This is a genomic window from Actinoallomurus spadix (genome assembly GCF_024055725.1).
In the GTDB taxonomy this organism is placed as follows: Bacteria; Actinomycetota; Actinomycetes; order Streptosporangiales; family Streptosporangiaceae; genus Actinoallomurus; species Actinoallomurus spadix.
Genome location: NZ_JAMXMX010000001.1, coordinates 16,831 through 36,328 on the forward strand (window position 1 = coordinate 16,831; position 19,498 = coordinate 36,328).

Sequence of the window (19,498 nt, forward strand, 5' to 3'; positions counted from 1 at the left end):
TGGGAACCGGAGTCTTCCGCGGGTTCCTCGCACCCCGGTTGAGGACGGCTGGTGCGGAGTTACGGGTCAGGCCGGGCGGCTCTCGACGATGAAACGGCCGGACGGTCCCTGGCCGGACGCCGTGACCGTGAGACCCGCCTTCGCCGCCAGCGCGCGGAACTGGTCGAGGTTCCGCGTCCGGCCGCCGGTCATCACCATCAGCACGAGGGCGCCCTTGCTGGCCGCGCTCCCAGGGGTGACGCCACCGATGACGACGACGCGGCCGTTCGGAGCGGCGGCCTCGGCGCAGCGGGTGAGCAGCGTGATCGCCTGGTCGTCGGGCCAGTCCAGGAGCACGGAGGCCAGCAGGTAGACGTCCGCTCCGCCGGGCAGCGGGTCGAGGAAGCTCTGCCCGCTGACCGTCACCCGATCGGCCACCCCCGCGGCCTCGAACACTTCGGCGGACCGGGCCACCGTGCGGGGGAGATCCACGAGGGTGCCGCGCACCCGCGGGTGGGCCCGCAGGATCTCGGCCAGCATCGCGCCGGTCCCACCGCCGACGTCGACGACGTGACGGACGTCCGCCCAGTCGTCGTCGACCAGGATCGCGGGGTCCGGGACGCCGCGGCCCTGAAGGCCCATGAGCCTGTCATAGCTGGCGGCGATATCGGGATTGGCCTCCAGGTCCTGCCAGAACGGGAGCCCGAAGACCCGCTCGTAGGTGGGGCGGCCTGTACGGACGGCGGCGAGCAGGCCGCTCCACGCTCCGGCGAGCCGGCCGGCCGAGCCGTCGAGGTCGAGGCCGCCGCGTACGCGGGGGTCCAGGAGGACACGAGCCGGCTCGTTGAGGGTGAACTCGGCCTCGGCCGGCTCCTGGAAGAGGCCCTTGTCCACCAGGTGGCGCAGGACCCGGGCCAGCGAATCGCCGTCGCAGTCCGCCTTCCGGGCCAGCTCGTCGACGTGGGTGACGCCCGCCGCCATGTGCTCGGCGACGCCCAGGGTCGCCACCACTCGTACGCACCAGGGGGTCGCCAGGTCGCTCAGCGCCCGGAAATCCACTTCTTCGTCCGACACTCGTTACCTCCAGGGTCGTCGGGCCGGGGGAGGGCCCGTGCGCGGGGAGCCGCGTGCCCGGCCGGCGGGCGGCGCCTCCGGCCGTCCGGTCAGGAACCGCTCGTGGCGGGAAGGCGCTTGTAGACGGCCTGCCAGAAGAACGTCCAGGGAACGGCCCAGCCGTCGGCGACGCAGGTCCACCGGTCACCCGGCCGGTAGGCGGCGAGGAAGGCCGGCACGGCGGCCTCCACGGCCCGGCTGTCGTCGATGTCGACCACCTGCCGCAGCGGCCCGGTCTCCATCGCCATGCGCACGGCCTCGTCACCCTGCGCGTGCCCGTCCAGGCTCTTGTCCATGTACTTGCCGACCGGGTTCTTGACGTAGAACGCGGCACAACGGCCATCGATCAGCGCCAGGTAGTTGCGCACCGTGTCCAACGGCATCTCGGTGAGGGAGTTGATGTTGATGGCCAGGTCGAAACGATGCGGGCCGAGCGCGTCGTCGAGCTCGTCCACCGTGATGAAGGTGACCTTGGCGAACTGCTCGTCGTCCAGGGCGGCGCGCAGGTAGGTCCGGGAGAGGCCGAGCGTGTTCGGCAGGTCGATGATGTGGTACGACACGAGGTCGTGGTTGCCGAGCATGGCGTGGCACGTCCGGCCGTAACCGGCCCCGATCTCCAGGACGCGCGCGCCCGCGAGGTCGATCTCCTCCTCGATGAATTCGAGTTCGAGCACCGCCTGCAGGTAATCCAGGCAGACGCTCTCGCCGTCGATCGTCACGCTGAACGGATCGCCGATCTCGCGGTTGCGGATGCGCCGGAGCCGGGACCAGCCGTCGGGCCCGAGACCGGACGCGAGATTGTAGATCAGGGTCTTGAGGTACCTGATCCCGTTCGCCGCGGGATTCCAAAGGGCGATCTTGTGGTTCGGAGAACCCGACTTGAAATGCGCCAGATTCTTCGGCACGTCCTCGGTGACCCAGCGCCTGCTGATGTGCTCCCACTGCGCGCTGGCCTGATAGGTGGACTTCATCTCGCTCTCCCGATTGCACCCCGAGGCGCGGGGAATCGTCTGCGGCGTCCGGCACCGTCGTGGTTCCGGCGGCCGGTCTCATGAAGCGGTCAGCGTCTCCAGCGTGCGTACGACCGACGGCGGGCCGGGAAGCGCGGCGATCTCCTCGGCGAGGGCCTGGGCCCGCTGCCGGTACCGCGGGGTGGAGAGGATCTCCCCGCAGCCGGCGGCCATCGTCTCGACCGGGTCCCGACCGGGCTCCTGCTCCGGCGGAACCGTCAGCGCGGCACCGAAGCCGGACAGCGCCCGCGCGATGGCCTTCGTGTGGAAGTTCGGTGGCACGATCAGCTGGGGCACCCCGGCGGTCATGACCGTCATGGCGGTCGCCGCGCCCGCGTGGTGCACCATCAGGTCGCAGGTGGGGGCCACCACGTCGAGCGGCATCCAGCCGACGCGGACGTCACCGAGGTCTCCGCCGAGCTCCTCGGCGGTCTCCTCGGGCGCCGCGACCAGAACCTCGGCCCCGATCCGCGTCAGCCGGTCCACCAGGCGGCGCATCGAACCGCCCGAGAGCATCCGGAAGTGCGTTCCCGAGGTGATCAATACGCGGGGGCGTCCCTCGGGCCGGGCGTACATCCACCGCTGGAGGCGGCGCTGCGGGTTCCGGGGGATCCAGCGCATCGGCTGCGCGTCGGGGGCGCCGGCGGGCCGCAGCGAGGGCGGGGAGACGTCGATGAACAGGTCCGGGTCCGGCAGGTTCGCCAGGCCCAGGCGCTCCAGGTCGGGCCGGAGCCCCTCCTCGGCGACCGGGTCGATCTCCGCCATCGGGATCCGGAGGTACTCGGCGTGGCGCACGTAGGGGACCTTGAGATGGGTGGCGAGCAGCCCCGCCGCATAGCTCATCGAGCCGCCGACGACCAGGTCGGGCGGCCAGTCCTCCACCAGGTCCAGCAGCGCGTCCCATTCGGCGGAGGCCATCCTGGCGAAGGCCCGGCCGAAGTTCAGCGACTCCTCCTCCCGCAGATCCCTGGGAGGGTTCGGGGTGCTCCCCGCGCCGCCGTTCCCCATGAAATGCCGGATCGGCTCGGGCGTGACGGAGACCGCGGGGATCTCGATGGCCTCCGCGAATCTCATCAGCGGGTCATTGCCGGCCAGGATGATCTCGTGTCCGGCATTCTGCACGGCCGCCGCGAGAGGCGCCATGCCATAGACGGTCGCCTGGCTGCCGGTGGCGATGAACAGAATCTTCATGGCAATCCGTTTTCCTTCGGTGAGACGGCGACGTCGATGACCGGCCTCAACCGGATTCGGCCACTTCCATGATGTAGCGGCCATAGGACGACTTCGCCAGGCGACGGCCGAGGCGATGGAAGGCCTCCCGATCGATGTATCCCAGTCGCCAGGCGATCTCTTCGAGACAGGCGATCCGCACGCCCTGCCGGTGCTCCAGGACCTGCACGTACTGCCCCGCCTCCATGAGGGCGTCGTGCGTTCCCGTGTCCAGCCAGACGAAGCCGCGGCCCAGGGGTATCAGCGTGGCCTCGCCCCGCTCCAGATAGGCTCGGTTGACATCGGTTATCTCCAGCTCCCCGCGTTCGGACGGCTGCAGTTTTCCGGCGATTTCCACCACGCGATTGTCATAGAGATAAAGGCCGGTGATCGCCATATTCGTCCGCGGTCTGGCCGGCTTCTCCTCGATCGAGACGAGCCTGCCCCGCTCGTCCAGTTCACCGACCCCGTAGCGCTGCGGATCCCGTACCGGGTGGCCGAACAGGACACAGCCCTCGACGTTCCGCGCCGCCCGGTGGACCAGGGTCCCGAACCCCGCTCCGTGGAAGATGTTGTCGCCCAGCACCAGGGCGACCGGGTCATCTCCGATGTGGTCCGCGGAGACGAGGAACGCGTCCGCGATCCCCCGCGGCTTGTCCTGCTCCGCGTAGCTCAGGGAGATGCCCAGCCAGGAACCGTCGCCCAGCAGTTTCCGGAAGACCTTCAGGTCGTCCGGCGACGAGATGATCTGAATCTCGGTGATACCCGCGATCATCAGGACCGACAGCGGGTAATAGATCATTGGTTTGTCGTAGACCGGAAGCAACTGCTTCGAGACACCGAGCGTGACCGGGTGCAGCCGCGTGCCATGGCCGCCGGCCAGGATGATCCCCTTCACGGCCCGCCTCCTCGCCCTGTCCGTACCGGCACAGCGAAGACCCATGGCGAGGCTCGCCACCGGGTCATCCGCATTCCGTCCACTCCACATGGTGGACAGCCGCATGGCCGGTCGGCATCTTCGACGGTGCCGTGGTGACTCGGGCGGACGCTCCGCCCGGACACGGTCCGGCCGCGTTCAACCGCGCGTGGTCGCCGGTCGAACGGGACCGCTGCCGTCGACGGCGCGCCGGCCGGCCGCCTGCGCGGCGGAACGCCCGGCCGCCTCGGCGAGCGCCCGGTGCAGCCGCTCGTCCTCGGTCTGGCCGGCCTCCCACTGCACGCCGATCGCGAACGGGTGGCCGGTCACCTCCACCACCTCGACGACTCCGTCCGGGGCCCATGCGGTGGCGGTGAGGCCGGTGCCGATCCGGTCGATCGCCTGGTGATGGTGGCAGGCGGCCTCGGACGGGCCGTCGCCGAGGATCTCGGCGATCCGGCTGCCCGGCCGCAGGTCCAGGCGGTTCCCGCCGAAGGTGAACTTCTCCGTCTCCGGGCAATGACCGTCATGGCCCGTGACCTCGGGCAGATGCTGGTGCAGCGTGCCCCCGAACCGCACGTTGAGCAGTTGCATGCCGCGGCAGATGGCGAGAACGGGCAGGCCGGCGTCGAGCGCCGCAGCGACCAGCGCGAGCTCGGCGGTGTCGACGGCCGGGTTCGCGCCACGGGTCCGGGGGTGCGGGGCGGCTCCGTACAGTGCCGGATCCAGGTCCGGGCCGCCCGGCACGAGCAGGCCGTCGAGGTGGTCGACGGGGTGCTCGACGCCGGGTAGCAGGGGAAGCAGCAGGGGAGCGCAGCCCGCGGCGGCCAGGAAGTCCACGTGCGACTGCAGCGCGAGGCTGACGGTCATGGGGGCGCCCTGAAGCGTGACGGGCGCCGTCCGGGCGCATACGCCGATGACCGGCCGCTCCGCGGACCGCCGTGCGCGCACCGTGCCGTTCGGGGTCGAATTCATGATCACCCTCATCGTTTCCAGGGAAATGGGAGGACCACGACCGGCCGGGGCCTCTCATGATCCGGGCCGCGCGGGCGGCGCGGGCCGGTTCAGGGGCGCCCACCAGTCGCGGTGGTCCGCGTACCACTCGACCGTCGCCTTGAGACCCTCGGCGAACGGAACCCGAGGCGCGTAGCCCATCGACCGCAGCAGCGAGTCGTCCAGGCTGTAGCGACGGTCGTGGCCCTTGCGATCGGTGACCGGCACGACCATGTCCCACGACGCGCCGCAGGCCGTCAGGATCGCCGCGGTCAGCTCCCGGTTCGACAACTCGGTGCCGCCGTCGATGTGGTACACCCGCCCCCGCTCGCCTCGCTCGAGAACGAGCTGGACGCCGCGGCAGTGGTCGTCGACGTGGATCCACCCGCGCACGTTGAGACCGTCGCCGTACAGCGGGACCGGCCTGCCGTCCAGCAGGTTGGTGACGAACAACGGGACGACCTTCTCCGGGTACTGGTGGGGGCCGTAGTTGTTGCAGCACCGCGTGACCGAGACGTTCAGCCCGTGCGTGCGGGCGTACGCCAGGGCCAGCAGGTCGCCGCCCGCCTTCGCCGCCGAGTACGGCGAGTTCGGATCCAGCGGCGCGTCCTCGGCCCAGGACCCCGCGGCGATCGACCCGTACACCTCGTCGGTGGACACGTGGACGACACGCGGGACTCCGGCCGCCAGGCACGCGTCGAGCAGGACCTGCACACCGGTCACGTTGGACGAGACGAACTCGGCCGCTCCGGCGATGGACCGGTCGACATGCGTCTCGGCGGCGAAGTTCAGCACCGCGTCGTGCCCCGGCAGCAGGTCCGCCAGGAGGCCGGCGTCGCAGATGTCACCGCGCACGAACCTGAATCGCCCGGCCACCGCGTCGAGGTTCGCCGGGTTCCCCGCGTAGGTGAGCTTGTCCAGCACGGTCACCCGCGCGTCTTCGCAGCCGGGATAGCCGCCGCCGAGCAGCGTCCGCACGTAGTGCGAGCCGATGAAGCCGGCACCCCCCGTCACCAGGATTCTCATGAGCTGATCCGCACCTCGCCGTGGCCGCCGAGCACGGGCCGGTACGCCTCGTGCATGCCTCTTAGCCTGCGCCGATCGCCGGGCGCGGCCATCTCCGAGGTTGCCCTACCGGGCCGACCACCGGGAACGGCCCCCCGCTCGCCGAGCCTGCGGGCCGGCGGGTCACCGGGGGACGGCCCCGCCGGTTCGCCGAGCGTGCGGGCCGGCGGGTCACCAGGGAAGGTCCCGCCGGTCTCCCGAGCGTGCGGGCCGGGGGGTCACCGGGAGCGCCGCCACGGCCGCCCGCGCCACGGCCACCACCCGCGGCCTCCCAAAGGCCGGCCGCTGTACGCCCAGCCGGTCCACTCGCCGATGTCGACCGCCAGCATCGGGCCGCCGTCCTCGGCGTACGCGGGGCCGGCGAACTGCGGGTACTTCCGGTCCAGCAGGCCGATCGCATGGGTGCGCTCCGGGCCGTCGCCGACCACCCGGCCGGTGCCGCGCAGCCGCACCCACCACGCCTTCACCCAATCCTCGTCGTAGAAGTCGGCCAGGATCGTGACCCGCTCGTCGTGGTCCAGGTTCCGTAGCCGCTTGGGCGGCCGGGCCTTCTTGTCCGTCGGCGAGTAGAAGACGTCGCCGTCGACCGCGAAGATGACCGGCACCACGTGCGCCCGGCCACGGTCGTCGACCGTGGCGAGCCGCACGACCCGCTCCCGCTCGACCCGGCCTCGCATCTCGCCCTGCTCGAGGTTCATGACCGCTCCTTGCCGCCGGCGCTCAGGAAGACGATGTCGAGGTCGCGGAGCCGGTCGGGGTCCGCGTCCATGGCGATGCGGGTGATCCTCCCGTCGGTGACCGTGAACGTGAAGACGACCTTCGGCCGGCCGCGGTACGCCCAGACGGCCGCCGGGACGCCGTCGACCAGCGCCGGCCGCGCGGCCTGAGCCCGTCCGTTGAAGGTGGCCGCCACCGCGTCGGCGCCGCGGACCTCGGCGGCGGCGCCCATCCGCACGGTCGCCGGATCGGCGACGAGCACGGCGCCGGGATCGAGCAGCGCGAGCAGGCCGGCGAAGTCGCCGTCCCGGGAGGCGGCCAGGAACGCGGCGACGATCTCCCGCTTCCGGGAGTGCGCGCCGTCGGATCCGGCGGCCGCCCCGCGCACCCGGCGCCGGGCCCGGCTGGCGAGTTGCCGGGCCGCCGCCGGGGAGCGGTCGATGATGGCGCCGATCTCGCCGAAGGGCACGTCGAAGACGTCGTGCAGGACTAACGCGAGCCGTTCGCCGGGCGTCAGCCTGTCCAGCACCACCATCAGTGCGACGCCCACCGAATCGGCGAGCAGCGCCTCGTCCTCGGGACCCGCCTGGCCGGCCGGATCACGGCTCGGGTGCGGCGTGGCAGGGTCGGGCGGCAGCGCCCCGGCGGGCTCCTCACGCCGGGACTGGCGGGACTCCAGCATGTTCAGGCAGACGCGGGCCACGACCGTGGTGAGCCATCCCGCGGGGTTCTCCACCCGGTCGGGGTCGGCGCGGTTGACCCGCAGCCACGCCTCCTGCACCGCGTCCTCGGCGTCACCGCGCGAGCCGAGCATCCGGTACGCCAGCCCCGTCAGCCGGCTCCGGTGCTCGGCGAAGCGCTGCGTCAGCCAGTCGTGCTGCTCGCTCATGTCACATTCCTCCGTCCGCACCTGTCATACCAGTCGACGGGTGAGACAGGCGAGCCACCGGAGGCCCGCCCGGTTGAACGTTCCCACCGCGGATCGCCGGGGCTCGGGGGCGACTTACGCAGGCACGGATACGGAGGAGGTAGCGATGGCACCGAAGGTGAACGTCATCATGCTCGGCGTCCGGGACATGGCCCGGGCGAAGAGGTTCTACGCCGAGGGCCTGGGCGCGGAGATCGAGCAGGACTATCCGAACTTCGTCTCGCTCACCCTCGGCGAGGGCTCCTCGTCGCTGGCCCTCTACGAGTGGGACGCCGCCGCGCAGGACGCCGGGGTCTCGTCGGAGGGCTCCGGATTCCGCGGTGTCTCGTTCCACTACGGCGCCGGGTCCCGTGAAGAGGTCGACGAGGTGATCTCCAAGGCCGAGGCCGCCGGTGGCAGCGTGGTCCGCAAGCCGGAGAGCGCGCAGTGGGGCGGGTACTTCGGCTACTTCGCCGACCCCGACGGCTACCTGTGGAAGGTCGCGACCGCGAGCTGACCCGGGCCGTCCGCTGATCGCTGAGGGCCGGCCGCCCTCCTCTCCGGCCGGCCCTCAGCTCTGTTCGGGACACGTCGTGCCTGGCAGAGTCCACCCGTCCTTGACCGGGATTGCAGGAACCTTCGTCAGGCTGCGCCCAACGCTCGCCTCCTTGTTGTCACCTTCTGGAAGGACGGACATGGGCGCAATCGAGGTTCCGGTTCTGATCGTGGGCGGTGGCGGGTGCGGCCTGTCCGCCTCCGTATTCCTGTCCGACCACGGCATCGGCCACCTGCTGGTGGAACGGCACGCGGACACGTCGAGGATTCCGAAGGCGCACTATCTCAACCAGCGCACGATGGAGATCTACCGCCAGCACGGGCTCGACGAAGAGGTGGTGGAGGAGGGGGCGCCACTGGAGAAGTTCGGCAAGGTGCGCTGGCAGACCTCCCTGGCCGGTGACGGACCGCTGGACGCGCGGCTGATCCATGAGATGGACGCCTTCGGCGGTGGCGCGCTGCGCGAGGCGTACGAGGCGGCCGGGCCCATCCTGCCTTCCAAACTGCCGCAGTTCCGGCTGGAGCCGATCCTGCGCCGCCACGCCGAGCAGCGCAATCCCGGGCGCGTGCTGTTCAGCCACGAACTGACCGGTTTCTCCGATGAGGGCGACCACGTGACCGCCACGGTCCGCGACCTTCAGACCGGGGAGATCACCACGGTCGTCGCGCAGTACGTCATCGCCGCCGACGGCGGCCGTACCTTCGGCTCCGCCCTCGGCGTGGAGATGCAGGGCCTGCACGGGCTGGTGCACACCACGACCGTGTACTTCTCCGCCGACCTGTCGGCGTGGTGGCACGAGGGCACGCTCCTCACGCACCTCCTCCACCCGGAGGACCCGAGGCTCTCCAGCACGCTCATCGAGATGGGGCCGACCTGGGGGAAGGGCTGTGAGGAGTGGGGCCTGCACTTTTCCCCGAACGATCCGACCCGCTACGACGAGCGGACGGCGATCACCCGGATCCGCGAGGTCCTCGGGCTGCCCGGCCTGGACGTGACCCTGCACCGGGTGACGTACTGGACCGTGGAGGCGCTGCTCGCCGACCGGTACCGGGTCGGGCGGGTGATGCTCGCCGGCGACGCCGCGCACCGCCAGCCGCCCGCCGTCGGGCTCGGCCTCAACAGTGGGATCCAGGACGCGCACAACCTCGCGTGGAAGCTGGCCGCGGTCCTCACCGGCCGCGCGGACGACGGCCTGCTCGACACCTACGAGGCGGAGCGGCGGCCGGTCGGCCGGCACAACATCGACTGGGCGATGTCCGCGGCAACCCACCATCAGGCGCTCCTCGACGCCATCGGCTTCGGCGAGCGCGTCCCGCCGGAGCGCCGGGTGCCGAGGATCTCCGCCTTCTTCGACCCGTCTCCGCTCGGCGCGACCGTACGGGCGCGGGCGGAGGAGATGTTCCGCACGCACCGGGGCGGCTGCCAGGCGCTCGACGTGGAGATCGGTTTCGCCTACGAGGAGGGCGCGGTCGTCCCGGACGGCGGCCGGCCGCCGGCGCGCACGCCCATGCGGGACGTGTACCACCCCACGACCCGCCCCGGGCACCGGCTGCCCCACGCCTGGCTCGAGCGCGGCGGCCGGCGCCTGTCCACGCACGACCTGACCGGCAGCGGGACCGGGTTCGCGCTGCTCACCGGCCCGGAGGGAACGCCGTGGTGCGAGGCCGCCGCGAAGGTCGCGGAGAAGTTCTCGATCCCCGTCTTCGCGGCCCGGATCGGGAACGGCGCCGAGTTCGCCGACGTCGACGGCGGGTGGGAGACCGTACGGGAGGTGACCGGAGAGGGCGCCGTACTGGTGCGGCCCGACAATCACGTGGCATGGCGCAGCAGGGGCGCCGGTGAGGATCCCGTGGGCGCCCTGGCGAACGCGGTGTCCCGCGTCCTGAACCCCGGTGCCGGCGCCCACCGCGTTCCCCAGGGCGTCTGATCAGGCGGTCCCCGGCCCCGGCCGCGCCCTCACGCGGTCGCCGGCCGGGGCACGACGCCGTTGTGGCCTGTCTCAAGTCCGCGCCGCGCCGTAGGGCGGCGGGCTTCGAGACAGGCCCCGAGGCCACGGGCCGGTGCGCACCTCGCGCCCCGCCCCGCGTTCGCACCGGCCGCCGGCTCCGCGGAGCCGGCGGCCCGCGATCTCACCGCACGGAACGAGCGGTGGCCTTCTCCCGCAGCCAGGTGAGCACCTGGTCGGCGGCCTTACGCGCCGTCGCGATGGACGTGCCGACCCCCACCCCGTCATACGCGGCACCGCAGACCGCGAGCCCGGGCTGGGTCGCCACCGAGGCACGGATCCGCGCGACCCGGTCGAGATGACCGACGGTGTACTGCGGCAGCGAGCCGTCCCACCGCGTCACCCGTGTCGCCACCGGGGCGCCGGTCACCCCGGTGGCCTCGGCGAACTCGGAGGCCGCCAGCGCGGCGAGTTCGGCGTCGTCGCGCTGCAGCAGTTTCTCGTCGCCGATCCGGCCCGCCTGGCACCGCACGATCTCCACCTCGCCCGCCAGGTGCGGCCACTTCACGGTCGTGAACGTGACCGCGCTGACCGTCCGTCCCTCCACCGGCGGCACCCGGTAGCCGCTGAGCCGCCGCCCGGCGGGTCCACCGGAGAACGCCTCGCGGGGGTAGGCGAGCGTGATGACCGCCGTGTCGGCGTACGGGATCTCGGCGAGCCCGGCGGCGGCCTGCGCCACCCCGGGCACCCCGGCCAGCAGCGTGCCGGCGGGGCCGGCGGGAACGGCGACCACCACGGCGTCCGCGGTGATGTACTCCGGGTTCGCGCCGGTTCCCACGGTCAGCCGCCAGCCGTGCTCGGCGCGGGCGAGCTCCCTGACCGTGGCCCCGGTCCGTACGGCCGCCCCGGGGGAGGCGGCGAGCACGGCCTCCGCGAGGACGCCGGGCAGCGTGCCGAGCCCGCCGGCGAGGGTGGCGATGCCCGGGGGCACCTTCTCCTCGGCCGGGTCCGGCGGCGGCGTCACCGAGGCGGCCGCGGCGGCGAGCGACGGGTATTTGCGCGACGCGACGGCCAGCGGGGTCAGCGTGGCCTCGAACGACAGCTCCTCGGCGCGTCCGGCGTAGACGTCGCACAGGAACGGGTCGACGAGGCGGTCCACGACCTCCTGGCCGAGGCGTCCCGCGACGTACGCCGCGACGGAGACGTCGCCGTCCCGCTCGGACGGCGGCATCGTGGCGTCCTCGCGCGCCCGGGCCACCCCGTCACCCGACAGGATGCCGGTCGCTGCGAGGTCGTCCATGTCGGCGGGCACGCCCATGAGCTGACGGCCGGGCAGCGGCCGTATCCCGTTCCCGGTCCAGACGGCGGCCGCCTTGGTGCCCGCCATCGCGATCCGGTCACCGAGCCCGGCCGCCTTGATCAGCCCGGTCGTCTTCGGGCGCCGGGCGTACAGCGCCTCCGCGCCCTCGTCGACGGCGACGCCCGCCACCTCCGACACGGCCAGCTTCCCGCCGAGCCTCGACGCCCCTTCGAGGACCGTCACCCGCACCGGCTCGTCCTTGAGGAAGAACGCCGCCGCCAGCCCCGCGATGCCGCCCCCGACGACGACCACGTGCGGCGCCGCGTCTGTTCGATCCCGTCCGTTGTCCGCCATTCCACCTGCTCCTTTTGTAGGTGTTGGTGAGCGCCTAACGCACCGTTTCCTGCTTGCTCTTGAGCCGCTCGGCGAACAGGCTCCACTCCTTGCCGATGCTCTCGGCTATCGGAGCGATGACGCTGAGCCAGTGGGCCGGGATTGTGTTGAGGAATTGCCGCCACCGGTCCGGGTCGGCCGCGTGCAGCCCCATCCACCGGAGGAACTCCTTGCCGCCCTCGGTGTAGCGGATGGCCGGGTCGTTGGCCACCTTGGCGGCCACCTCGGCCCAGGTGGGCGGGGTGTCGGTGTGGTTCCTGCGCCGGAGCGGCGTGGCGTTCGCCGCGGGCGCCTTGGTGATCGTTTCGGAGACCTCGCCGGTCGGACGCGCGGCCGGCTTCACCGTCCGGTGCCCGGTCCGCTCCGGGCTGACGCCACGGCGGAGGCGGGCGCTCACGTCGTGCACGGTGCCGAGCGACACGTCGGTCTCCCGGGCGACCTGCCGGAGCGGCGCGTTCGGATGCGCGCTGATGTACTCGGCGGCGCGGCGCCGGCCCTCACCCGCGGTCACCGGGCGCCGCTTCCCGTCGCGGCCGAGGCGTTTGCCACCGCCGCGCGCCCCGTCCGCCGACCGGCTGCGCAACGACGCGATCGTCTTCGCGCTGAGCCCGGTGATGTCGGCGAGGGCGCGGTCGGACCAGTCGGGATGCGCGGTCAGGACCCGTTTGGCTCCGGCGACGCGATCGGCCCTCGACAGCGGCAGCCCATGGGAACTGTTCGCCTTCATGGCCAGCACGAGCGCCTCGGAGTCCGTGCAGTCGAGGAATCGTGCCTTTATCGTCTGGTCGCCGCGGAGCCTGGCGGCCTCCAGTCTGTGCAGTCCGTCGATGACGCGCCAGCCGTCCTCCTGCACGAGGATGGGGGGAAGTTCCGCCGAGCCCGCCGCGTCGATGAGCGACTGAACGTGGGCCGCGTTCATCCCGCCTTGGCGCAAGTACAGTCCAGAGGACAATGCGCTCACCGCCACATCCTGGGCCGGCAGCTTCTCGAAATTCCTCAGATCGAATCCGTCGTCGGTCACCGATTCGTCGTGCTCCGGCCTGACAGAACCGAAGCCGCCTGCGATCAGAACGGCCTGTCCATTGTTCCGAACCATTGCGTTCGCTCCCCTCTCTGCGCCGCACCCGAGGAGCCTGGCAAGGGGATCTTTAGCCGCAGTCGAGCGCGGGTGGACGTACCCGGGCCGGTCCGGCGGTGCCCGTGGTGCCGGTGGTCCTCCGGGTGCCGAACCAGCGGTCGAGGGCGTTGGTGAGGTCGCCGTCGGTGCCGGGGGAGGTCCAGGCGATGTAGCCGTCGGGCCGGATGAGGACGGTGTCGAGTGCGGGGTCGTGGCCGGGGGCCCAGGTGGCGGTGATGGTCTGGACCCGGTCGGCCCGGTCGTGGGCGAGTCGTGCGGCCTGGTCGTTGTCAGGGGTGGTGATGAGGAGGCCGCGTGCGGTGTGCAGGAGGTCGGCGACGCGGGTGCGGGTGCCGTCGGGCAGGGTGAGCTCGTGGTCGGGTGGCATGCGTTTGCCGAGGAGGGGGTGGTCGCCCGGGCCCATGTCGTAGCGGATGCCCAGCCCGCTCAGCATCCCGGCGAGGTGCCCGGCGGCGTCCTTGTACGCCACCAGTTCCGACAGCACACTGCGGACCGGGTCCATCTCCTCGCCGGTGAGCCGCAGTTCGATCGCCGCGCGGGCGTTGCGCGCCAGTTGCCGCCCGATCGGGTGGCGTTCGGCGTGGTACGTGTCGAGCAGGCCGTCCGGCGCCCAGCCGCCGACCGCCGCCGCGAGCTTCCAGCCGAGGTTCACCGCGTCCTGCACGCCCACGCTCAGCCCCTGCGCCATGGCCGGAGGCTGCACGTGCGTGGCGTCACCGGCGAGGAACACCCGGCCGCGCCGGTACTCGGCGGCCACCCGGGAGGCGTCGGTGAAGCAGCTGATCCAGCGGCACCGCCCGTGGTGGATCGACTCGCCGGTGAGCCGCTGCCAGGCGTCCGCGAGTTCGGTGTAGCTGAGCGAGTCCCGGTCCCGCGGCGGCATCCCGCTCTCGTGCACGACGACCCTGGTGACGCCGTTCTCCAGGTCCATCGCCATGACCATGCTGCCGCCCGGCAGGTTCTCGCCGATGCGCCGGCGACGGGTGTCGATCCCGGTCACGTCGGCCGTGTAGAACCCGCGCGTGGGCTCCGGGCCGGGGAAGTCGATGCCGGCCAGCCTGCGGATGGTGCTGCGCCCGCCGTCGCAGCCGACCAGGTACGCGGCGGTGTCCTCGCCACGGCCGTCCGGGCCGTCGTAGGTGACCACGACGCCGTCCGGGGTCTCGCGGAAGCCGGTCACCTCGTGGCCACGCCGGATCGGCACCCCGAGCTCGGCCGCCCAGCCTTCCAGCATCCGCTCGGTGCGGAACTGGGAGATCCCCCGGGCTCCGAAGTGATCCTCCTCGAACATGCCGAGGTCGATCGGCACGCCGCCGAAGTGACTGTCGGCGCGCTCGGTCGCACCGAGCCGGCCGAGCAGCCCCCGCTGGTCGAAGCACTCGGCCGTGCGCCGGGTGAAGCTGGCGCCCCGCGACTCCCGTGGCGGGGCGGGCAGCCGCTCGTAGACGACGACGTCCACGCCGCCGAGGCGCAGCTCGCCGGCGAGCATCAGCCCGACCGGACCCGCGCCGACGACTATCACGTCCGTTGTCATTCTCACGCTCCCGTTCGGTCGGTGCCGCCGGTCAACGGCCGGCCGGCTGGGCGGCGACGGCGGCGCCGCCGATGTCACTGCCCCGGCCGGTGCCGAACCAGCGGTCGAGGGCGTTGGTGAGGTCGCCGTCGGTGCCGGGGGAGGTCCAGGCGATGTAGCCGTCGGGCCGGATGAGGACGGTGTCGAGTGCGGGGTCGTGGCCGGGGGCCCAGGTGGCGGTGATGGTCTGGACCCGGTCGGCCCGGTCGTGGGCGAGTCGTGCGGCCTGGTCGTTGTCAGGGGTGGTGATGAGGAGGCCGCGTGCGGTGTGCAGGAGGTCGGCGACGCGGGTGCGGGTGCCGTCGGGCAGGGTGAGCTCGTGGTCGGGTGGCATGCGTTTGCCGAGGAGGGGGTGGTCGCCCGGGCCCATGTCGTAGCGGATGCCCAGCCCGCTCACGATCCCGGCGAGGTGCCCGGCGGCGTCCTTGTACGCCACCAGCTCCGACAGCACACTGCGCAACGGGTCCATGTCGGCGTCGCCGAGGTACAGCATCGACGCCGCCTGCGCGTCCCGGATGAGCCGCCGCCCGATCGGGTGGCGTTCAGTGTGGTAGGTGTCGAGCAGGCCGTCCGGCGCCCGGCCGCCGACCGCCGCCGCGAGCTTCCAGCCGAGATTGACCGCGTCCTGCAGGCCCGCGCTCAGCCCCCACGCCGCCAGCGGCGGTATCTCGTGCGCGGCGTCACCGGCGAGGAACACCCGGCCGCGCCGGTACTCGGCGGCCAGCCTCGTGGCGTTGCCGCAGGCCCACACCCACTGGGCCCGCGCGTCGTGGATCGACTCGCCCGTGAGCCGTTGCCACGCGTCGGCGACCTGCGCGAACGTCAGAGTGTCAGGGTCCGGGCGGGGCGGCAGGCTCCTGTCGTGGATCACGATGCGGCAGCGGCCGTCCCCCATAGGGGTGCACACGACCATGTTGCCGCCGGGCAGCCGCTCGCCGATCGGCCGCGGGCGCGGGGCGACCCCGGTGATCTCCGCGGTGTACATGCCGCGCGTGGCCTCCCGGCCGGGAGCGTCGATGCCGGCCAGGGCGCGGACGGTGCTCCCCGCGCCGTCGCAGCCGACCAGGTACGCGGCGGTGTCCTCGCCACGGCCGTCCGGGCCGTCGAAGGCGACCACGACACCATCCGGGGTCTCGCGGAAGCCGGTCACCTCGTATCCGCGCCGCACCGGCACCCCGAGTTCGGCCAGCCGGCCGGCCAGCGCCTCCTCCGTCCGGGCCTGGGACAGGCCCAGCACACCGCTGTGATCCTCATCGAGCATGCCGAGGTCGAACCGGACACCGCCGAAGTGCCCCATCGGGCCCCACCTGAAGTCGCCCAGCCGGGGCAGCAGCCCGCGCTGGTCCAGCGACTCGGCGGCCCGCCGGTTGAAGCCGAGGGCGCGGGATTCCCCGGTCGGGGCGGCCGACCTGTCGTAGACGGTGACGTCGACCCCGCCCAGGCGGAGTTCCAGGGCCAGCATCAGACCGACCGGCCCGGCGCCGACGACGATTACGCCAGTTCTCATGTTCCGGCCTTCCGCGCGCGGTATTCAGAGAATGGGAAGCGTCAAGCTACACATTTCCGCGTTCGGGTTCAATGAGAATGCAAGCCCGGTTCCGTGAGGTCCGTTCGACTGCGGAATAGGTTCGGTTGAACGCCCGGGAGATTCCACGGCAATGTGGAAGATGCCGGCCTGTGGAGTGATCCTTCACCGTGAACGCGGAAGCCTTGCGATCATGCCCAGTGAAAGGATCGGTATGCGGCCTGTCATCGTCCGCATCGGCAATCTGGTCATCGAAGGCGGAGCGCTCGGCGAACCGCACGGCGCTTTTCCCGGCACGCCGGCGCGGCGTTCGTGGGGGAGCGGAGGCTGGGCGCGTCCCGGCGCGGCGGGCCGGCTGCCGGATCCGTGGCAGCGCGCGGCGGAACGCCCGCGGCACCGCACGGATCCCGGAGAGGCGAGGCGTGGCTGACGCGAACCTCCTGCGGAGCGGGCTGACGAGCCTCCTGCGACGGAAGGGAGTCCCGACGTGCCGGATGAGAGGATCGCGCTGATCACGGGCGCCAACAAGGGCATCGGCTTCGAGGTGGCGCGGCAGCTGGGCGAACGGGGACACGTCGTCCTCGTCGGCGCCCGGGACGAGGTGCGAGGCAAGCACGCCGCCGACACGCTGGCGGGCCGCGGCATCGCGGCGGTGCCGTTGCGGATCGACGTGCGGGACGCGGCCTCCGTGGCCGGCGCCGCGGCCGAGATCGAGCGGCGCCACGGCCGCCTGGACATCCTGGTGAACAACGCCGGCATCGCCGGCGCCTTCACCGGGGCGCCCAGCGCGGCGACCGCCGGTGACCTGCGGGAGGTCTACGAGACCAACGTGTTCGGCGTGGTGTCGGTGACCAACGCGATGCTGCCGCTCCTACGGCGTTCGGAGGCCGGGCGCATCGTCAACATGTCGAGCCACGTTGGGTCGCTGACGCTCAACTCGGATCCGGACTCCCCGTTCGCGGGCCTCAACCTGATGGCCTACCAGTCCTCGAAGACCGCGCTGAACGCCCTCACGGTCGCGTACGCGAAAGAGCTGCGGGGGACGCCGATCAAGGTCAACGCGGCCAATCCCGGCGTGGTCGCCACGGACATCAACCACCACCAGGGGCGGCGGACCCCCGCGGAGGGCGCCGTGATCGCGGTCCGGCTGGCGCTGCTGGACGACGCGGGGCCGTCGGGGGCGTGCCTGTCGGAGGACGGGGTCGTCCCGTGGTGACTCCGGCGGCTCCCCTGGCTCCCGGAGAGATTCCGGCTTCTCCGGCTCCCGGCGAGTTTCCGATATCGAGTGGACATGGAGGAACGCGGTGGCGGTAAACGGGACGATCCTGGTACTCGGCGGTACCGGCCGGCAGGGCGGCGCGGTGGCCCGCGAGCTGCTGCGCCGTGGCCGGACCGTGCACGCCCTGGTGCGCGACCCGCGGGCGCCCGCGGCACGGGCGCTCGCGGACGCGGGCGCGGTGCTCGTGCGCGGTGACATGGACGACGAGGCGTCGTTGCGGGCGGCGATGAAGGGGGTCCACGGCGTCTTCAGCGTCCAGACCTTCAGGACGCCCGGCGGGGTGGAGACCGAGGAGCGACAGGGCAGGGCGGTGGCCGACGCCGCGGCCCACGCCGGCGTGGCGCACCTGGTCTACAGCTCGGTCGGCGGCGCGGAACGCTCGAGCGGCGTCCCGCACTTCGAGAGCAAGTGGAACATCGAGCAGCACATCCAGAAGCTCGGCCTGCCGGCGACCGTGCTGCGGCCGACCATGTTCTACGACGTCTTCCACGACATCGGCCCGCGTCTCGTGGACGGCGAACTCGTCCTGGGACTGTGGCTCCGCCCGGAGACCGTCGTCCAGGTCATCGCGACGAGGGACATCGGCGCGTTCGCCGCGGACGCCTTCGAGGACCCGGCGGCCTGGCTCGGCCGCCAGGTCGAGATCGCGAGCGACGAACTGACCGGGCCGCGGATGGCGGAGGCGTTCGAGCGCGTGTCCGGCATCCCGACCCGGTATCGCGAGCAGCCCATCGAGCGGCTCCGCGCGGTGCGCGAGGACCTGGCCACGATGTTCGACTGGTTCGAGCGCGAAGGCTACCGCGCGGACCTGCCCCGGCTCCGCCGGATCAGACCGGACCTCATGACCCTCGAGGACTGGCTGCGGGCTCACTGGACCCCGCCGGAGGCAGCGCCGCGGCGCTGACCGCGGACCCGGCACACGAGACCCGCCTGGACGTCGCGTCCAGGCGGGTCTCGTCAGGAGCGGGACCGTTCGCGCCCGGCCTCAGTAGTTGCCCAGACCACCGCAGACGTTGATGGCCTGTGCCGTCACGGGCGCGGCGGCGTCGGTGACCAGGTAACCGACGAGGCCGGCGACCTCCTCGGGAGTGGAGTAGCGGCCGAGCGGGATCTTCGCCTGGAAGCGCTCGAGGATCGCCTCCTCGGTGGTGCCGTGGTGCGCGGCGTAGCCCTGGCGCACCCGCTGCGCCATCGGGGTCTCGACGTAACCGGGACAGACGGCGTTGACGGTGACCCCCGTCTTCGCGAGCTCCAGGCCCAGCGCCTTGGTGAATCCGACGACGCCGTGCTTGGAGGCGGAGTAGGGGGCACCGAGCACCACGCCCTGCTTGCCGCCGGTCGAGGCGATGTTGATGATCCGTCCCCAGCCGCGCTCGAGCATCCCGCCGGATCGGAGCACCGCGCGGGTCATCAGGAAGACGCTGTTCAGGTTGGTGTCGATGACGTCGTACCAGAGCTCGTCGTCGATCTCCGCCGTGACACCGCCGCCGCTGCGGCCGGCGTTGTTCACCAGGACGTCGACGTGCCCGTACCGCTCGACGGCGGTGCGCACGAGGCGTTCCACCTCCTGCGGGCGCCGGACGTCGGCGGCCGTGCCGTCGGCCTGGTGGCCGTTCGACCGGAGCTTGCCGGCCGTCTCCTCGACGGCGCCGGCGTTCCGCGCGCAGATGAAGACCTTGAGGCCGCGAGCCGCGAGGGTCTCGGCGACCGCCAGGCCGATTCCGCTCGTCCCGCCGGTGACCAGCGCGACCTGCTGTCCGTTCTCCGCCATTCGGCCTGCCCCTTTCGTGAATACGGTGCCGTGGCAGTCTGGCGGGGATTCTTCTAATCCCGGTCGAGTGCGGGTTGATCCGATCCGGTTCGACTGCGGCGTCTTTCCG

The 19,498-nt window shown here is 72.2% G+C and carries 18 protein-coding genes; 5 read left to right on the plus strand and 13 right to left on the minus strand.

Annotated features, from left to right (window positions below):
• Positions 1–66: 66 nt before the first annotated feature.
• The 8 genes from NE235_RS00080 to NE235_RS00115 form a co-directional block, all read right to left on the minus strand.
• Positions 67–1,053 carry a methyltransferase gene (locus NE235_RS00080; RefSeq protein WP_252798542.1) on the minus strand — a complete coding sequence of 329 codons (987 nt, stop codon included), beginning with the start codon at positions 1,051–1,053 and terminating at the stop codon, positions 67–69.
• Between the two features lie 89 nt (positions 1,054–1,142).
• On the minus strand, positions 1,143–2,063 hold the full coding sequence (locus tag NE235_RS00085) for a putative sugar O-methyltransferase (protein ID WP_252798545.1): 921 nt from the start codon (positions 2,061–2,063) through the stop codon (positions 1,143–1,145).
• Positions 2,064–2,141: 78 nt separating this feature from the next.
• Positions 2,142–3,293, minus strand: coding sequence for a nucleotide disphospho-sugar-binding domain-containing protein (locus tag NE235_RS00090; RefSeq protein ID WP_252798547.1), 1,152 nt, complete (start codon positions 3,291–3,293; stop codon positions 2,142–2,144).
• Between the two features lie 46 nt (positions 3,294–3,339).
• Complete coding sequence (gene rfbA, locus NE235_RS00095; protein WP_252798548.1) at positions 3,340–4,209, minus strand: glucose-1-phosphate thymidylyltransferase RfbA; 870 nt, start codon at positions 4,207–4,209, stop codon at positions 3,340–3,342.
• Between the two features lie 177 nt (positions 4,210–4,386).
• On the minus strand, positions 4,387–5,202 hold the full coding sequence (locus NE235_RS00100; RefSeq protein WP_252798549.1) for a gamma-glutamyl-gamma-aminobutyrate hydrolase family protein: 816 nt from the start codon (positions 5,200–5,202) through the stop codon (positions 4,387–4,389).
• A 54-nt stretch (positions 5,203–5,256) separates the two neighbouring features.
• The gene (gene rfbB, locus NE235_RS00105; RefSeq protein ID WP_252798550.1) at positions 5,257–6,246 is read right to left on the minus strand and encodes a dTDP-glucose 4,6-dehydratase; all 990 of its coding nucleotides are present in this window, start codon (positions 6,244–6,246) and stop codon (positions 5,257–5,259) included.
• 257 nt (positions 6,247–6,503) lie between these two features.
• A complete protein-coding gene (locus tag NE235_RS00110) occupies positions 6,504–6,983 on the minus strand; it encodes a pyridoxamine 5'-phosphate oxidase family protein (protein ID WP_252798551.1) in 480 nt (159 codons plus the stop codon).
• Positions 6,980–7,891 (minus strand): sigma-70 family RNA polymerase sigma factor, encoded by a 912-nt coding sequence (locus NE235_RS00115; protein ID WP_252798552.1) that lies wholly within the window; start codon positions 7,889–7,891, stop codon positions 6,980–6,982. Before NE235_RS00115 ends, NE235_RS00110 begins: the two co-directional genes overlap by 4 nt.
• Positions 7,892–8,036: 145 nt before the next feature.
• Here NE235_RS00115 and NE235_RS00120 point away from each other — a divergent pair, with 145 nt between their 5' ends.
• Together NE235_RS00120 and NE235_RS00125 are read left to right on the plus strand one after the other, a co-directional pair.
• The gene (locus NE235_RS00120) at positions 8,037–8,426 is read left to right on the plus strand and encodes a VOC family protein (RefSeq protein ID WP_252798553.1); all 390 of its coding nucleotides are present in this window, start codon (positions 8,037–8,039) and stop codon (positions 8,424–8,426) included.
• 178 nt (positions 8,427–8,604) lie between these two features.
• The gene (locus NE235_RS00125) at positions 8,605–10,392 is read left to right on the plus strand and encodes an FAD-dependent monooxygenase (protein ID WP_252798554.1); all 1,788 of its coding nucleotides are present in this window, start codon (positions 8,605–8,607) and stop codon (positions 10,390–10,392) included.
• Between the two features lie 202 nt (positions 10,393–10,594).
• Here the strand turns inward: NE235_RS00125 and hemG are convergent, their stop codons facing one another.
• From hemG to NE235_RS37060, 4 genes are all read right to left on the minus strand, one after another.
• Positions 10,595–12,064 carry a protoporphyrinogen oxidase gene (hemG, locus tag NE235_RS00130; RefSeq protein ID WP_252798555.1) on the minus strand — a complete coding sequence of 490 codons (1,470 nt, stop codon included), beginning with the start codon at positions 12,062–12,064 and terminating at the stop codon, positions 10,595–10,597.
• Positions 12,065–12,098: 34 nt separating this feature from the next.
• Positions 12,099–13,022 (minus strand): ParB/RepB/Spo0J family partition protein, encoded by a 924-nt coding sequence (locus NE235_RS00135; RefSeq protein ID WP_252798556.1) that lies wholly within the window; start codon positions 13,020–13,022, stop codon positions 12,099–12,101.
• A gap of 229 nt (positions 13,023–13,251) precedes the next feature.
• Positions 13,252–14,775 (minus strand): FAD-dependent monooxygenase, encoded by a 1,524-nt coding sequence (locus NE235_RS00140; RefSeq protein ID WP_252798557.1) that lies wholly within the window; start codon positions 14,773–14,775, stop codon positions 13,252–13,254.
• A 31-nt stretch (positions 14,776–14,806) separates the two neighbouring features.
• Positions 14,807–16,321 (minus strand): FAD-dependent monooxygenase, encoded by a 1,515-nt coding sequence (locus NE235_RS37060; RefSeq protein WP_289847982.1) that lies wholly within the window; start codon positions 16,319–16,321, stop codon positions 14,807–14,809.
• A gap of 232 nt (positions 16,322–16,553) precedes the next feature.
• Between NE235_RS37060 and NE235_RS00150 the strand changes: the two genes are divergently transcribed.
• The 3 genes from NE235_RS00150 to NE235_RS00160 all read left to right on the plus strand — a co-directional run bounded on the left by NE235_RS00150 (position 16,554) and on the right by NE235_RS00160 (position 18,522).
• Positions 16,554–16,769 carry a hypothetical protein gene (locus NE235_RS00150; protein ID WP_252798558.1) on the plus strand — a complete coding sequence of 72 codons (216 nt, stop codon included), beginning with the start codon at positions 16,554–16,556 and terminating at the stop codon, positions 16,767–16,769.
• Positions 16,770–16,826: 57 nt separating this feature from the next.
• Positions 16,827–17,555 carry an SDR family oxidoreductase gene (locus NE235_RS00155; protein WP_252798559.1) on the plus strand — a complete coding sequence of 243 codons (729 nt, stop codon included), beginning with the start codon at positions 16,827–16,829 and terminating at the stop codon, positions 17,553–17,555.
• An 88-nt stretch (positions 17,556–17,643) separates the two neighbouring features.
• The gene (locus NE235_RS00160; RefSeq protein WP_252798560.1) at positions 17,644–18,522 is read left to right on the plus strand and encodes an NmrA/HSCARG family protein; all 879 of its coding nucleotides are present in this window, start codon (positions 17,644–17,646) and stop codon (positions 18,520–18,522) included.
• Positions 18,523–18,603: 81 nt separating this feature from the next.
• On the opposite strand, the gene fabG is transcribed toward NE235_RS00160, so the two are convergent.
• A complete protein-coding gene (gene fabG / locus NE235_RS00165; protein ID WP_252798561.1) occupies positions 18,604–19,389 on the minus strand; it encodes a 3-oxoacyl-ACP reductase FabG in 786 nt (261 codons plus the stop codon).
• Between the last annotated feature and the right edge of the window lie 109 nt (positions 19,390–19,498).